Genomic DNA, 16,465 nt, shown 5'->3' with positions numbered 1-16,465 from the left:
GATGAACCAACAATTTTGATTGTTTCAGGTCAAAACCTTCACCTTCTTTTTTTACTGGCAAAAAGGGGACTGCCACGCCTCACACGTGCGACAGCCCCCTTTTACCCATCTCTTATTTATAATTTACAATCTTTCCAAAATCTGCCTTTAAGGATGCGCCGCCTACCAGACCGCCATCGATATCCGGCTGTGCAAACAGCTCCGGAGCCGATGCTGCGGATACGGAACCGCCGTACTGAATGCGGATCGCCTCTGCGGTCGCCTCATCGTACACTTCCTTGATGCACGCACGGATCGCGCCGCACACTTCCTCAGCCTGCTCGGTGGTCGCTACCTTGCCGGTACCGATCGCCCAGATTGGCTCGTATGCGATCACAGCTGTCTTTGCCTGCTCTGCGGTCACATTCTGGAATGCGATCTTGATCTGCTGGCGGATCCAGTCAAGCGTGATGCCCTGCTCTCTCTGGGTCAGAGTCTCGCCGCAGCAAATGATCGGGGTCAGACCGTGCTCAAATGCTTTCAGTACCTTCTTATTGACCGTCTCATCGGTCTCTGCAAAGTATTCTCTGCGCTCGGAATGTCCGATAATCACGTATTTAACGCCTGCATCGGTCAGCATATTCGGGGAAATCTCGCCGGTGTAAGCACCTTTCTCCTCGAAATACATATTTTCAGCGCCGACTGCGATGTTGGTTCCCTCGCACGCTTTTACAACCGGGATAATATCAATCGCCGGTACACAGAATACAACGTCTACATCTTCCGAAACAACGAGCGACTTCAGAAGCTCTACCAGAGCTACTGCCTCCGACGGCGTCATGTTCATTTTCCAGTTGCCTGCTACGATCTTTCTTCTAGCCATGACTATTCTATTCCTCTTTTCTGTTTGTTTATTTGTTACTGTTCACGCATACGTGCCCAGTAACGGAATTTGCCGTGGCTTCGCATTTAAATACGGCAAATTCCTGCTGCCACCACGTTTTCTTACGGCACTTTCGGTTCCAAAAGTGCCTACCTGTAAACAGTAACATTTATTTATTATTCGCTGCCGCTACGCCCGGAAGCTCCTTTCCCTCTAAGAATTCCAGGGAAGCGCCGCCGCCGGTAGAAATATGGGTCATCTTGTCGCCAAATCCAAGCTGGTTGACCGCTGCTGCAGAATCGCCGCCACCGATGATCGTGGTCGCTTCGGTGTCTGCCAGTGCTTTTGCAACTGCGATTGTACCCTGTGCAAGAGTCGGGTTCTCAAATACACCCATCGGTCCGTTCCATACAACTGTCTTAGCAGATTTTACGGTGTCTGCATACAGCTTTGCAGTTTCCGGTCCTATGTCAAGTCCCATCGTGTCAGCCGGGATAGCGTCAACCGATACATTCTGTACCTCGATCGGTGCATCGATCGGATCCGGGAAGGATGCTGCTACAGCTGCATCAACCGGAAGAAGCAGTTTCTTGCCAAGCTTCGCTGCCTTCTCTACCATCTCACGGCAATAATCTAACTTTGTATCATCGACTAAGGATTTACCAATCTCCTTGCCCTGTGCTTTTAAGAAGGTAAATGCCATGCCGCCGCCGATGATCAGCGTGTCGCACTTCTCCAGCAGGTTGGAGATAACGTTTAATTTATCGGCTACCTTCGCGCCGCCTAAAATGGCAACGAACGGGCGGACCGGGTTATCTACTGCATTTCCAAGGAAATCGATCTCTTTCTGCATCAGGTAACCAACTACTGCGGTGTCCACATACTGGGTCACGCCTACGTTTGAGCAATGTGCGCGGTGTGCAGTACCAAATGCATCGTCCACATAGACATCACACAGGGATGCCAGATCCTTGCTGAACGCCTCACCGTTCTTGGTTTCCTCGGCACGGTAACGGGTGTTCTCAAGCAGAACAACCTCGCCATCCTTCATCGCCTCAACGGCTGCCTTTGCGTTCGGTCCAACCACTTCCGGATCGGCTGCAAATTTCACTTCCTGTCCCAGAAGTTCAGACAGACGAACGGCTACCGGTGCCAGAGACAGCTCCGGCTTCGGCTCTCCCTTCGGTTTGCCGAGGTGAGAGCAGAGAATTACCTTTCCACCGTCCGCAATCAGTTTTTTGATCGTCGGAAGCGCTGCCACCAGACGGTTTTCATCGGTGATCTTTCCTTCTTTTAACGGTACGTTGAAATCACAGCGTACCAGAACGCGTTTGCCCTTTACATTGATATCATCCACGGATTTTTTATTCAGCATATCCTGTCTCCTTTACATTATAAAAGAATAAAAAACAGGTCCGGTCCCGACCGAGGACCGGACCCATCTTGAATCCTTATGATTTTCTATCGAATCGATAAAATTATGCCAGCTCTGCGAAGTATTTGATTGTACGAACCATCTGGCTTGTGTAGGAGTTCTCGTTGTCATACCAGGAAACAACCTGTACCTGATATAAGTCATCACCGATCGGAGATACCATAGTCTGTGTAGAATCAAACAGGGAACCATAGCGGATACCTACGATATCGGAAGATACGATCTCATCCTCGTTGTAGCCGAAGGACTCAGTCTGAGCTGCCTTCATAGCCTCGTTGATAGCTTCCTTAGTAACGTCAGCTTTCTTAACAACGGCTGTCAGAATGGTAGTGGAACCAGTCGGAACCGGAACACGCTGTGCGGAACCGATGAGCTTTCCGTTTAATTCCGGAATAACCAGACCGATCGCTTTTGCAGCACCAGTGGAGTTCGGAACGATGTTGACAGCGCCTGCTCTTGCTCTTCTTAAATCGCCTTTTCTGTGCGGTCCGTCCAGAATCATCTGATCGCCTGTGTAAGCGTGGATGGTGGACATGATACCGGACTGAATCGGAGCATAATCGTTTAATGCCTTAGCCATCGGAGCCAGGCAGTTAGTTGTACAGGATGCTGCGGAGATAATCTTATCTTCCGGTTTCAGTGTCTTGTGGTTTACATTGTATACGATAGTCGGAAGGTCATTGCCTGCCGGTGCGGAGATAACGACTTTCTTAGCACCTGCATCGATATGAGCCTGTGCTTTTGCCTTGGATGTATAGAATCCGGTACACTCCAGAACTACGTCTACACCAATCTCGCCCCACGGAAGTTCAGCAGCGTTTGCCTTTGCGTAGATAGTAATCTTCTTGCCATCTACTACAATATAATCTTCGCCAGCTTCTACCGTATGTCCATCGTATCTGCCCTGAGCAGAATCATACTTTAACAGGTGAGCTAACATTTTCGGATTTGTCAGATCGTTGATAGCTACGACTTCGTAACCCTCAGCGCCAAACATCTGTCTGAAAGCCAGACGACCAATACGACCAAAACCATTAATTGCAACTTTTACTGCCATGATCTCATTCCTCCTAGAAATTCATCTTCATGATTGTTAAATATTAATCAACCCTGCTTGTATTGTACCCAACTTTTCCTAAAATAGCAAGTGGTTTTTTGTAAATTTTACAGCAAATATTCAGTATTTTCTCTCTTGCTGCGCACAACTTCGACGGATTGTCATACCTTAAATGGAATTTTGTGCTGACAGCCTTAATTTTGCATAATTTTTTAACCAAATGCTCTAATTCGAACTATTTTCATTTTAATCGATCTCTTCTTGTTTGTGAACCTCACATGGCTAAAGTCACGTGCTTCTCGGCCGTTTTAAACGGCAAGACTAAATATCGGCGGATACGCCAGTATCTTAGAATTCGTGCGGATACGCACTTTTTCCACACCGGATACGGCTGGTTTCCACATTACAGGTAGTCCGCTGTATATCTGCCTGCGTTTATGCTGCTTTTAAGTTGTTTACTTCTACATAAAGCTTTCTTAAATCTGCATAAACACAGGAGGTTCTACGCTTCACTACAGGGACTTTTGCCTCCAGTGAAGACCTTTCCGTTTCCGGCAAGGGTTTTAAAAGTTCCCGTATAAAATATCTCGCTCCAATATTATAGGCTGCTGACAGGTCGCAGTTATACTGCTTTCCTGTCTGGAAGATACATAGGCTATGGTTCTCCGGATTTCTTACTACCGCTCCACTTCCGTCACAGGCCAGCCTGCTGGTGTTCCGGGCACTAACTCTGGACACACGAATCCTGTTCCGATGTGCCTGATGTTCACATAGCTTCTGAATATCCCTCTTTCTCCATAAATGAAGTTTTTGCTTCTTTTTTCCGGATATTTTTCCTTGCATTTCCAGATACTCAAAAACAATTACACCTGCCTGATATTCTACGGCATATTTCGTGATTTCCGCAGCTATTTTACGGGACAGTTCCATATTCAGCCTTTTTGCATAATCCCATCGGCTTTGAACCTGTCTGGAGGAATGTTCTCTCTGAAAACGGCGGATTCTGCCAAGCACATGATACAAATGGTCTTTATCACTGGGGAAATTTATAAATTTACGTCCCAGAATAGTGCCATCTGCACGCATGATACTACAAACTGCATCCGTATTGATTCCTAAATCAACGCTGCATATCACCTGCTGTTTTACAGCTGTTTTCGATAAGGTTACTTCCTCTGTGTATGAAAATCGAAGGAAATATTTATGATGTTTCCTTTCCAAAGTTGGTGCGGATGCCTTTTTCCCGCTCCACTTTTTCCGAAGATATTCCATATCGGTATGAAGTAATTTTACCTGAAACCACTTCCACTCACGCCCATCAAATAGCTTTAAATGTGCCACATCTTCTCCCGGTTCTGCTTCTCTATACATGACATCCCGATAGAATACCGGCATCGCATGATTCTCACAGACCAGCTTCGGTTTCCCCCTCAGTTCTCCCTTTTCCCACAAACTAAGGCGTGATTGATAGGAGGACACGGCTCCAAGTGCGTGTTGAATCGCCGCTCTTCTCAGATAAGATGGCATCTTAGGAAAATGACGGTCAAACGGAAATCTGGCATGATTCTTTTTTGTCTCATGTACCAGATGTTCCGCCTCATTAAAGCGTTTTTGTAGATTTTTGATTTCTGAAAGTTCTTCCCAGATCTCTGCATACACCGGAATCAGATAGGAAACTGCTTTCCGAAAAATATCCAGCGTAGAGCGGAGCGGTATATTCTTTTTTTTAATTTCTACTCCATAGCTGGATACAATCTGCATAAAGGTCCCTGCTTTCTGTTTTCGATATTTCGCACACTGTGCAAAATGATACTGTAAAAAATACGCATTTCTTCTACCTACGAAAGTAATTTTTCTTTCGTAGGTAATACACTATATTTACATTTATATTATACCATGCATCTCTTTGCAAAGCAAACATTTGTTCTATATCTATTAAAATAATTGGCACACCTAACTCATCACTACTACAATATACTTATGGGTAATCCCCTTACATCCAGTAAGGATTTATCCATCTCATTACTTAAACTGTTAGAATGTAGGATGCAATGGTATATCGACTTCATCACTAGGACTTAGCGTCCGTACTTTAGACTGATAACCAGCTCCTCATTCACAGTGTTCGTTTTATGCAGGTTGAATCACATTAAGTGCATTCGTGTCACACACAGTAGTTTGAGCAGGTAATGAGTAAATCTGGTATTTATCCATTGTAATATTTTTAAGGAGTGACAAATTTATGAACGCAGTAGGTATTGATGTTTCAAAAGGTAAAAGCATGGTTACAATTCTAAGACCATTTGGTGAGATTGTATCCTCTCCTTTTGAGATCAAGCACACATCCAGTGATATCCTTTCACTAATTAAACTTATTCACTCTATCGAAGGTGAATCACGAATTGTAATGGAGCACACCGGACACTATTACGAAGTACTTGCTCAGCAATTTTCAGCAGCTGGTCTGTTTGTCAGTGCTGTTAATCCTAAGCTAGTCAAAAACTTTAATAATGACTCTCTTCGCAAAGTTAAATCTGACAAAGCTGATTCCATCAAGATCGCCCGCTATGCTCTTGACAAATGGCAAAATCTTAAACCATATAGTATTGTGGATGAATTGCGCACACAACTAAAGGCCATGAATCGTCAGTTTCATTTCTATGTGAAACAAAAAACGGCTATGAAAAATAATCTTATTAATCTCATTGACCAGACATACCCAAATGCAAATACTTATTTTAATAGTCCACCCCGCAGTGATGGCTCCCAAAAATGGGTTGATTTTGTCTATACGTATTGGCATGTAGATTGCGTTCGTAAAATGTCTCTAAATTCTTTTGTTAAACACTATCAAAACTGGTGCAAGCAAAAAAAAATATATCTTCAATAAATCAAAAGCCGAAGAAATTTATACCAAGGCAACGGAACTTGTCCCGGTATTTCCTAAAAACGAAATAACCAAACGCATCATTAGACAAGCTATCGCTCAGCTTAACAGCACTTCCGCTACCGTCGAAACAATACGCATTCTCATGAATGAAACCGCCTCAAAACTTCCAGAGTACCCGATTGTTATGCAGTTTAAAGGGATTGGTCCATCTTTTGGTCCACAGCTTATGGCTGAGATCGGTGATATAACCAGATTTACACATAAAGGAGCCCTTACTGCTTTCGCCGGGGTAGATCCTGGCGTAAACGAGTCTGGCTCCTATGCACAAAAAAGTGTTCCAACATCCAAACGTGGGTCTTCAAATTTAAGAAAGACTCTTTTTCAAGTAATGGATGTTCTTATTAAAACAATGCCGCAAGATGATCCTGTATATCAATTCATGGACAGAAAACGTGCCCAGGGTAAACCGTACTATGTTTACATGACTGCAGGCGCTAATAAATTTCTCAGAATTTATTATGGACGAGTGAAGGAATATCTCTGTATTCTTTCTGAGTCAAGCTAATTCAAAACTTTTATTTGCAAACCAGCACTGCTTGTGGTGGTCTTATTTTAGTGCCTAATTTTAACCATGTAAAATTTTATATTTTTTTACCCATTAAGTCTTGACTTTTTATTTGCAGGCTAAAGTAACGAGAATGCGGTGTGCCGTTTTTCAACCTTTTTCCATCCAGCGTCTCGTAAACCGTTACACTTTCGTTATTGTACACGCATACGTGTCCAGTAACGGAATTTGCCGTGGCTTCGCATTTGAATACGGCAAATTCCTGCTGCCACCACGTTTTCTTACGGCACTTTCGGTTCCAAAAGTGCCTACCCGTGAACAATAACCCGGCCACTTTGCAATTCGCCATCCAGCGCCTTGTAAACCTCCACACTTTCTTGCAGATCGTTTCTTTTTTTACTATAATAACTTTAATCATCGTTTTGGTTTACACATTTTGCAGACCGGATCAACTCATTTCCTACATCAAATAAATTCCGGAGGTTTTATATATGAAGATAAAGGAAGGAAAATCAGCGCTGGAACAGAATCTGTACCGATCCTTTCTGCTCCTTTCCGCTACCCTGGTGCTCATCTCACTCGGTTTTACTCTGTTTTTTGATATTTCCAGGCAGCGAAAGGATATGGACAAGCTGATCAGCGGTACTGCTTCTTATATTGCTGCAATTCCGGATGTCGCCGCCATGCTGGAAAACGGCTATCCTGATTCCACCGTGACCCGCGACCTGGATTCTCTTTCTTCGAATATACCAGATATCAATGTCATCGTCATCAGTGATAAAAACGGACTGCGCTTTTACCACACGAACCGTCTGAAAACCGGCGATTCCTACGTGGCAGGTGACGAGGACGCTATTCTGGCAGGAAGCGATCCATATATCACAACCGGCTACGGCACGCACGGAATGCAGCGGCGCGCCTTTCACGCAGTAAAAAACAGCGGCGGAGAGATCGTCGGTTTTGTGATGGTTTCCCTGTTCACCGCTACCCTGTCCGCCCAGCACCGCAGTCTGCTGTTCTTTTATATAATTATATTCCTGATCATGATGATCGTCAGCATTTCCCTGACGCACACAATGTTCTCCCTGCTGCGCGACTCCCTGTTGGGATATGACCCGGAAGAACTCGTCAATATTTATACCCGCCAGGATGAGGTCATGAATATGATCGACGAGGGACTTGCCGCAACCGATCTGGACGGCAGAATTCTCTTTGCCAACCAGAAAGTTTCCACAATACTCGGTCGTCCTGCAAACGACCCTCCGCTCACCCACTTAACGATTCAGGAATTGTTTCCACAGACCGCTTTCGATCAGGTCATAAAAACCGGCGAAAGTGTAACGCACGAGAGCATCAGCTTCGCCGGACGCCAGCTCATCGTCAAGGAGGTGCCGATCCATGGACGCGGTAAACAGGCGCGCCGAGGTGTCCTGATCGTTTTATTTGACCGCACCGACCTCCTGCGTCTCTCCGACGAGCTTTCCGGCGCCCACAATATGTTGGACACGCTGCGCGCGTTCAACCATGAATTTTTAAATAAGCTGCACATCATTCTCGGCTACCTACAGACCGGGGAGATTCAGCAGGCGATGAATTTTATCACCAACAGCAGCCTTGTCTCCAGCCAGTCCGTCCGTGAGACAGCCAACTGCATCCGCGTTCCGAAAATCTGTGCGCTTGTGATCGGGAAAATGATGCACGCCGCCGAGCTTGGCATCCGCCTGCAGGTCAGCGCCGACAGCACCTGCCGCGACCATGATCTGCTGATCCCGGTGGAAGGATTTGTCACCATTCTCGGCAATCTGATGGAAAATGCCATTGAAGAGCTAAGCCACGATCACACCGCCAGTCCGGATGTCATTCACGCATCTGAAAGTCCGCGCGAGATCCACATCGGCATCTACTGCCGCCCAGACGTCAACATCATCACCTGCGAGGACACCGGGCGCGGCATACAACCACAGCTGCTCGATCATATTTTCGAAAAAGGTGTTTCCTCCAAGGGCGAGAACCGCGGAACCGGGCTTTTCCTGGTTCATGAGCTGATGGAGGAGTACGGTGGAACCATCGATATCGACACAGAGCCTGGCGAGGGCACCTGCTTCACCCTGACATTTACCCGAAAGGAGACAGAATCTAATGTATAAAGTCATTATTATAGAAGATGATCCGATGGTTGCATCCATCAATAAACAGTACGTCGAGCTGACCTCCTCTTTTCACGTGGAGGCAACTTTCAAAAACGGCATCCTTGCCCTGCAGTATCTGCAGAACTGCACGGTTGACCTGATTATTCTCGACTACTACACGCCTCAGATGAACGGCGACGAATTTATCGACCAGCTCCACGCGGCTGGCATGACCCCTGCGATCATCATGGTAACCTCTGCCAACGACGCAGAGACCGTCCGCCGGCTTATTTCCCGCGGCGTCACCGATTATCTCGTCAAACCATTTGAATATGACCGTTTCAAAGCTGCCCTGGAACGATTTGCGAAACGTCAGGAGGAATTGAAAACATCGGCGTCCGCTTCTGATCTGGGACAGGCGGAGATCGACCGCCTCTTCTCCGTCCCGGATGTCTCCTCCCAGAGCGCTCCGCTGACAAAGGGCCTAAATGAACGCACCCTTGGACTGATCCGCCTCTTCCTCTCCGAACATCCGGAGGAGGTCTGGTCCAGCGAACAGATTTCGGAACAGGTTCATTTGTCCCGTATTACAGTCCGGCGGTACTTAAATTACTTAGTCGAAACCAACGAACTGGTCAGCATGATCGATTACCAGACCGGTGGACGCCCTTCTATTAAATATAGATATTCCGGAAAATAAGAACCACTTCGTTTTCCAGCAATATTCAGGTTTTTCCTGTCTTTTCGCGGCTGCAGCTGTACAGATTCACCATAGAGTCGAATCTATACTGCAGTCGCTTTTTTATAGTCATTTTTATTTACAATACTTACAAAACTGTATTTAAAATTACATAAATTGACTTCCCTTTTTCAATCTTATAAACTGTTTATAAAAGAAATAAACAAATTCTTAAAAAAAGAATGGAGGGAAGTTCTATGTTAGAACACATTATGGGATACTTTGGAACTTACACACCGGCAGCGGACGGTGCCATCGCAACATTCCAGTTCGAGTATCTGACCACACTTGGTTTCGCAGCCATCGTTATCTTCTTAGGACGCGCGATTGTCGCTCACAGCGCCCTGCTCAGAAAATATGCTATACCGGCTCCGGTTATCTCCGGTATCATCTTTTCTGTTGTTGTATCTATCATCAAGGGTTCCGGAATCATCGGTTTTTCCTTTGATGCAAAAATCGTAAAAGACTTATGCCAGAACTTATTCTTCCTGTGCGTAGGTTTCGGCTTCAGCTACAAGATGTTAAAGCACGCAGGCGGAAAGCTTTGTATCGCAATCGCAGTTGCAGCCTGTGTCCTGATTACCTTACAGGATGTCGTTGGTTACCTGGTAGGCAGCGCCATCGGTCTTCATCCGCTTCTGGCTCTGCAGTGTTCTTCCTCAGCTATGTCCGGCGGTGTTGGTACTGCTTCTGCATTTGGTCCTATCTTCGAGAACATGGGTGCTCCGGATGCAACCACAGTCGGTGTAGCAGCCGGTACTATGGGCAACATCATGGGTTCCTTAATCGGTGGTCCGGTTGCAGCTTTCCTGATTTCCCGTCACGGTCTGAAATCTGACCCGAACGACAGACCGGAATCCGCAAAAGCAGGTTCAGCAGCTGTTCTTAACAACACCCGTATGATCAAAGCATTTGCCCTGTCTCTGCTTGTAGCAGCACTTGGTATGCCGATCTACTGCCTGTTAGACAACATCCCGATGATCGAGATGCCGAAATTCATCGGCTGTCTGTTCGCAGGTGCTATCGCAAGAAACATCATGGATGCAGCTGGTATCGAATTCCCGGTTCCGGAGATCGACGCTATCGAGCATATGTTCCTGGAACTCTACCTGGCACTGGTTCTGATGACCATCGATATCACAAAGCTGGCTCCGGTAGCTGGTCAGATGGGTATCATCCTCCTTGCACAGGCTATCCTGATGGCACTCTTTGCAATCTTCGTATCCTTCAACGTATTTGGCCGCGATTACGGTGCAGCTGTTATGGCAGCTGGTAACTGTGGATGGGGCTGTGGTTCAGGTCCGAACGCAGTAGCAAACGAGAAAGCCGTTATGGATCAGTATGGATGGCACACCGTTGCTTGGGTTCTGTATCCGTCCTTCGCAGTTATCATCGACGATATTTACAACCCGATCTTCCTTTCCATCTTCTCCAGCCTGATTACAAAATAATCACTGAGACGAGATAGGAACACTTCATATAAGACATCTTTTATATAACAACATACCTAAAGCTCAATTGAAAATGTAACCTGAAAGAAGAGCGTCCGGTTCCCCCACATAAACCGGACGCTCTTTTTTTCATAGAAATTTTCTATTTACCTATCTTCTATCTTGGTCTTGTCTTATCACTGTTTTTTATGTTATACTTTTATAGAGTTTTAATATTCTTTTAATCGCTAAGGCAGCATTCGACAGAACCGCTGCGTTTTTTTATATACTGATAAACTACGAAAAGGTGAGATCTATGAAAATAAAAAAACTAGTAAAATTGGCACCAATGATGCTTCTTACCTTCCTGCTCGGACTTTCCGGCTGTTCCGGCAGCACCTCCGCAGATGCGCGGGTCAACGACCATCCCAGCGAAGCAGACGAAGAGCTGCACGTTCTGACCATCGGAACTGCCGACAGCGGCGGAACCATGTACCCGGTTGGCAGTGCCATCGCCTCTGTTTTAAGCGGACATGATGAACAGCTCAAGGTCAATTTAAGCGCCTCCAACGGTTCCTACACAAACGTGGAAAATATCAAAAACGGACAATTTGATATGGGACTGGTCAGCGGCGATGTGGCATTTTCCGCCTATCAGGGAACGGACGAATTTTCCGGTCATCCGGTCGAATCCCTGCGGGCGATCGGGGCCGTCTATTCAAGCCTGTCCACCTGGATGGCGCCGGAATCCGAGCATATCTCCTACGTTCATGAACTCGCCGGACACCACATTGCCGTCGGACCAGAAGGATCCACCACGGAGCTTTCCGCCCGCACCGCTCTCAAGGCAGCCGGGCTCAATATTGCCAACACTGCCCTTGAAAACTACAGCTTCTCCGCCAGCGTGGACTCTGTCTTAAACGGTAAACTCGACGCCGTCCACAGCTTCGCCGGAATCCCGGTCCACAGCCTGACCGACCTGGCCAGCCAGACGCCCTGCCGCCTGCTGGAGTACACTGACGAAGAACTGCAAAAAATTCTTGCAGCCAGCCCCTTCTACGTCCGCGCCACCGTCCCAGCCGGTACCTATCCGGGACAAACCGAGACACTGAAAACCTTCGGAATCAAATGCCTTCTCTGCGTGGACGCATCCATGGACGAACAGCTGGTCTACACCATCACCAAGATTCTCGACGAATCCCGTGAAGAACTGATCAGCGCCCACCCCTCCTTAAGTAACTTATCTGATCCGGAATATATATGCAGCCAGCTTCCTATTCCGCTGCATCCGGGAGCTGAGAAATATTATACGGAACAGGGGCTGTTGAAAACAGAGTAACATGATAGCAAACAAAAACAGGTAACACCAAAACCTGGCGCATGGACGAATTTTCCTAAGACAAAAAACCAGGGCTGCAGCATTCCGCAGTCCTGGCTTTTTCGATGCCCGATTACCTGATTATTTTTACTTCCGGATCTCCCGCAGCAAATTCACCATCTCGATTGCTCCCATCGCGCAGTCAAATCCCTTATTTCCGCTCTTTGTTCCCGCTCTCTCGATCGCCTGCTCGATCGTATCCGTCGTCAGCACACCGAACATAACCGGCACGCTGCTTGCCAGAGAAACCTGTGCGATTCCTTTCGAAACCTCGCTGCACACATAATCATAATGGCTTGTGCTTCCACGGATAACTGCACCCACGCAGATCACCGCATCATACTTTCCGCACTTCGCCATCTCCGACGCAATCAGCGGAATCTCAAAAGCACCTGGAACCCACGCAACATCTACATCCTCCTCCGAGACATTGTGACGACGCAGCGCATCCTGCGCGCCTGCAACCAGTTTCGAGGTGATAAACTCATTGAATCGTGCCGCCACAATTCCGATCCTCATATTATTTTCCGCTACTACGTTTCCTTCAAATGTACGCATAAGTACCATCCTTTCCGACGATCTATTTTCGCCTGTCACTTTTTCTATTTAAAATTCAAAATATGTCCCATCCGCGCCTGCTTCGTTTTCAGGTAAAATCCATCATACGGCGTTGCCTCCATCTGAATCGGCACGCGCTCCTTGATTTCCATGCCAAAATCCGAAAGCTGATATACCTTATCCGGGTTATTGGTCAGAAGACGCAGCGTCTTGATTCCCAGATCCTTTAAAATCTGCGCCCCAATGTAGTATTCCCGCAGATCGCCCTTAAATCCCAGCGCCAGGTTCGCATCCAGCGTATCCATGCCGCCATCCTGCAGCTTGTAGGCGCGCAGCTTATTTAAAAGCCCGATGCCGCGTCCCTCCTGCCGCATATAAAGGAGAACGCCTCGTCCCTCTTTCTCAATCTGGGTCATCGCCGACGCAAGCTGCTGTCCGCAGTCACACCGCAGGGAACCAAATGCATCGCCGGTCAGGCACTCCGAATGCACGCGGCAGAGTACATCTTTCCCATCTCCGATATCGCCCTTGACGAGTGCCACATGGTGTTCTCCATTTAAGAGATTCAGGTAGCCATACGCGCGGAATTCGCCGTATTTCGTCGGCATCCGCGTCTCTGCCACACACTCGACCAGCTTTTCATGTCTCTTGCGGTACTCCTGCAGCTGTTTAATGGAAATCATCGCCAGACCCCATTGTTCTGCCATCGCAAATAATTCTTCCGACCGCATCATCGTTCCATCCTCGCGCATGATCTCGCAGCACAGACCGCATTCCGGCAGCCCTGCAAGCCGCATCAGGTCTACCGTCGCCTCTGTGTGACCGTTGCGCTCCAGAATGCCGTTTTTCTTCGCCATCAGCGGAAACATATGTCCCGGACGGCGGAAATCCTCCGGCTTTGTGTCCGGATCCACGCACGCGCGCGCCGTAATACCGCGCTCCTCGGCAGAAATACCGGTGGTCGTCGTTTTATGGTCGATCGATACAGTAAACGCCGTCTCATGGTTATCCGTGTTATCCATCACCATCTGTGGGAATTGCAGCTTCCGGCAGATTTCTGCGCTCATCGGCATACAGATTAAGCCCTTCGCATGCGTCGCCATGAAATTGACATTTTCTGTCGTGGCAAAACTTGCCGCGCAGATAAGATCGCCTTCGTTTTCGCGATCCTCGTCATCCGTAACCAGGATTAAATGTCCCTGTTTCAGCTCGTCCAGAGCCTTTTCAACTGTATCAAACTGCTTCATTGTTCTCCTCCTCTATTAAAATCCATATCGCTGCAGAAATTCTCTTGTCATGCCCTTTCCTGCCTTATCCTCTTCTTCTACTCCCATCAGCTTCGCCACATACTTTCCAATGCAGTCATTTTCCAGATTGACGATATCGCCTGCCCTCTTAAACGCAAGCGCTGTCTCCTGCAGTGTATGCGGGATGATGGAAACGGAAAATGATACGTGATCCACCCGTGCGACCGTCAGGCTGATTCCGTCGATCGCGATCGATCCTTTTTCCACAATCAGCCGCAGAATCGGTTCTGGGGCCTGAATCGTATACCAGACGGCATTTCCGTCCCGGCGCACATCCCGGATGGTTCCAGTTCCATCGATGTGACCGGAGACGATATGTCCGCCAAACCGTCCGCCCGCCAGCATCGCCCGCTCCAGATTGACCGGGCTTTTGACACCCAGCGCCCCCAGGGACGAACGGTTCAGCGTCTCATGCATTACATCCGCACAGAAATAATCTCTCCCAAATGACGTGACCGTCAGACACACACCGTTGACCGCAATGCTGTCGCCCAGATGAACATCCGAGAGCACCTTGGACGCAGCAACCGTCAGCCGTGCCGAGACTGCCTGGCGCTCAATCGCACGGATCCTTCCCACTTCCTCTATGATTCCTGTGAACATCTTTTCTCCTTTTCAAATCAGCGATTTTTTCCCGTTCTAACACCGCCTCATGCATCTTGACCGGACACCTCATATTCCAGCAGCAGATCCTCTCCCAGCCACACTGCCTCCGGCTTTTTAAGAAGAAATGCCTCCGGCGGCGCATCCACACCGGTTCCCCTCACCGGGGTCGGGGCGCCTGCCCCTCCGAAAATCTTCGGTGCAATGTAGGCCTGCACCCGGTTCACAAGCCCTGCCTTTAAAAACGACCATGCCAGCGTCCCGCCGCTCTCGACCATCACGCTGTCCACTTTTTCCTCGCCCAGCAGCTGCATCATCGCCTGCAAATCCAGTTCTCCCTCTTTTGCCGGGACACTTAAAACACGACAGCCGGCGTCCTCATATGCTTTCTTTCTTCCGGCATCCGATACCGCCGTCACAATCCAGGTCGGTGTCTCCCGCGCGGTCTGTACCACGGTCGATGAAAGCGGCGTCCGAAGCTTCGTATCTGCAATCACCCGGATCGGATTTTTCCCTCCCGGAATCCGGCAGGTCAGCTGCGGATTGTCCGCCAGCACCGTCGAAACGCCAGTCAGAATCGCCATATAACGCCCGCGGTCCTCATGCACCCGCTTCCGCGCCGCCTCGCCCGTGATCCACTGGGATTTACCCAACACCGTCGCTGTCTTTCCGTCGAGTGTCATCGCGTATTTCAGCACCGTAAACGGAAGTTTCGTCCGCATGAAATGGAAGAACACCTCATTCTGCCGTTCACACTCTCCGCGTAAAACTCCGGCCACCACTTCCAGCCCTTTTTCCCTCAGAAGCCGGATGCCGCGCCCTGCCACCACCGGATTCGGATCCGTGCAGCCGACAATCACGCGCTTCACCCCGGATGCCAGCACCGCTTCCGTACACGGCGGCTGTTTTCCGGTGTGACAGCAGGGTTCCAGCGTCACATACAAATCTGCTCCCGCCGTCTCTTCGCCTCGCTCTGCCGCATTCTTAAATGCCTCCCGTTCTGCATGAAGCTGTCCATATCGTGTATGATATCCCTCGCCGATGATGCGTCCATCCTTTACCAGCACCGCGCCGACCATCGGATTCGGATTGACCCATCCGTGCCCTTTTTCTGCCAGTGCTAACGCCTGCTTCATATATTCCCGATCCTGTAGCTGCTCACCGGGAACCTTTACATGGATTCGTTCCATCTTTTTCCCCACCTTTCTATCAAAAGAATGTGCCAAGGCACATTCTCGCACCGAACGCGGTCGCCTGCGACATATTTCTGCTTCGCGCAAGTGTGCATCCTCACGGAGCGTTTTTTGTTTCATATGATACAATTTTCTATTGAAACAAAAAAGCCCTGAAATGTGAAATACTTTTATTTTCACATCTCAGGGCTTATAATTTCTATTTTATAATATCTTTCATGATATTAATTATCGTAAATATTTTTTTTACATCCATTCTCGATGACTTTTCTCTCTCTTTTGCCATAGCGATATATATCCGCCATATCCATCATCCGGG

General features: G+C 48.0%; 12 protein-coding genes and 1 pseudogene. 5 read left to right on the top strand and 8 right to left on the bottom strand.

The window, feature by feature from the left end; genetic code table 11:
• Positions 1-112: 112 nt before the first annotated feature.
• The 4 genes from tpiA to DW739_RS12675 all read right to left on the bottom strand — a co-directional run bounded on the left by tpiA (position 113) and on the right by DW739_RS12675 (position 5,115).
• Positions 113-862 carry a triose-phosphate isomerase gene (gene tpiA, locus DW739_RS12690; RefSeq protein WP_118743163.1) on the bottom strand — a complete coding sequence of 250 codons (750 nt, stop codon included), beginning with the start codon at positions 860-862 and terminating at the stop codon, positions 113-115.
• 169 nt (positions 863-1,031) lie between these two features.
• Complete coding sequence (locus tag DW739_RS12685; protein WP_107001070.1) at positions 1,032-2,237, bottom strand: phosphoglycerate kinase; 1,206 nt, start codon at positions 2,235-2,237, stop codon at positions 1,032-1,034.
• Positions 2,238-2,340: 103 nt separating this feature from the next.
• The gene (gene gap, locus DW739_RS12680; RefSeq protein ID WP_022359484.1) at positions 2,341-3,354 is read right to left on the bottom strand and encodes a type I glyceraldehyde-3-phosphate dehydrogenase; all 1,014 of its coding nucleotides are present in this window, start codon (positions 3,352-3,354) and stop codon (positions 2,341-2,343) included.
• A gap of 435 nt (positions 3,355-3,789) precedes the next feature.
• Positions 3,790-5,115, bottom strand: a complete 1,326-nt coding sequence (locus tag DW739_RS12675) for an IS200/IS605 family element transposase accessory protein TnpB (protein ID WP_118481883.1) — start codon at positions 5,113-5,115, stop codon at positions 3,790-3,792.
• Positions 5,116-5,596: 481 nt separating this feature from the next.
• On the opposite strand from DW739_RS12675, the pseudogene DW739_RS12670 reads away from it, so the two are divergent.
• The 5 genes and pseudogenes from DW739_RS12670 to DW739_RS12645 all read left to right on the top strand — a co-directional run bounded on the left by DW739_RS12670 (position 5,597) and on the right by DW739_RS12645 (position 12,446).
• Positions 5,597-6,809 (top strand): annotated as a pseudogene (locus tag DW739_RS12670) (IS110 family transposase).
• Positions 6,810-7,300: 491 nt separating this feature from the next.
• Positions 7,301-8,956 carry an ATP-binding protein gene (locus tag DW739_RS12660; protein ID WP_118743161.1) on the top strand — a complete coding sequence of 552 codons (1,656 nt, stop codon included), beginning with the start codon at positions 7,301-7,303 and terminating at the stop codon, positions 8,954-8,956.
• A complete protein-coding gene (locus tag DW739_RS12655) occupies positions 8,949-9,638 on the top strand; it encodes a response regulator (protein ID WP_117795944.1) in 690 nt (229 codons plus the stop codon). Before DW739_RS12660 ends, DW739_RS12655 begins: the two co-directional genes overlap by 8 nt.
• A gap of 236 nt (positions 9,639-9,874) precedes the next feature.
• Positions 9,875-11,128 carry a sodium/glutamate symporter gene (locus DW739_RS12650; protein ID WP_107001073.1) on the top strand — a complete coding sequence of 418 codons (1,254 nt, stop codon included), beginning with the start codon at positions 9,875-9,877 and terminating at the stop codon, positions 11,126-11,128.
• Between the two features lie 295 nt (positions 11,129-11,423).
• Complete coding sequence (locus DW739_RS12645; RefSeq protein WP_118743160.1) at positions 11,424-12,446, top strand: TAXI family TRAP transporter solute-binding subunit; 1,023 nt, start codon at positions 11,424-11,426, stop codon at positions 12,444-12,446.
• Between the two features lie 126 nt (positions 12,447-12,572).
• On the opposite strand, the gene ribE is transcribed toward DW739_RS12645, so the two are convergent.
• From ribE to ribD, 4 genes are read right to left on the bottom strand one after another with little or no spacing between them, the layout of a single operon-like run.
• Entirely contained in the window at positions 12,573-13,043 is a 471-nt protein-coding gene (gene ribE, locus DW739_RS12640) for a 6,7-dimethyl-8-ribityllumazine synthase (protein WP_022359479.1), read from the bottom strand.
• Positions 13,044-13,087: 44 nt separating this feature from the next.
• Positions 13,088-14,290 (bottom strand): bifunctional 3,4-dihydroxy-2-butanone-4-phosphate synthase/GTP cyclohydrolase II, encoded by a 1,203-nt coding sequence (locus DW739_RS12635; RefSeq protein WP_107001076.1) that lies wholly within the window; start codon positions 14,288-14,290, stop codon positions 13,088-13,090.
• Positions 14,291-14,305: 15 nt separating this feature from the next.
• On the bottom strand, positions 14,306-14,953 hold the full coding sequence (locus tag DW739_RS12630) for a riboflavin synthase (RefSeq protein ID WP_118471970.1): 648 nt from the start codon (positions 14,951-14,953) through the stop codon (positions 14,306-14,308).
• A gap of 47 nt (positions 14,954-15,000) precedes the next feature.
• Positions 15,001-16,143 (bottom strand): bifunctional diaminohydroxyphosphoribosylaminopyrimidine deaminase/5-amino-6-(5-phosphoribosylamino)uracil reductase RibD, encoded by a 1,143-nt coding sequence (ribD, locus tag DW739_RS12625; protein ID WP_118743159.1) that lies wholly within the window; start codon positions 16,141-16,143, stop codon positions 15,001-15,003.
• Positions 16,144-16,465: the final 322 nt, after the last annotated feature.

Origin of the sequence: Clostridium sp. AM28-20LB, assembly GCF_003480665.1 — a bacterium.
Lineage (GTDB): Bacteria > Bacillota > Clostridia > Lachnospirales > Lachnospiraceae > Otoolea > Otoolea fessa.
Note: the sequence above shows the minus strand (reverse complement) of the source record. Positions and strands in the feature narration are given on the sequence as shown.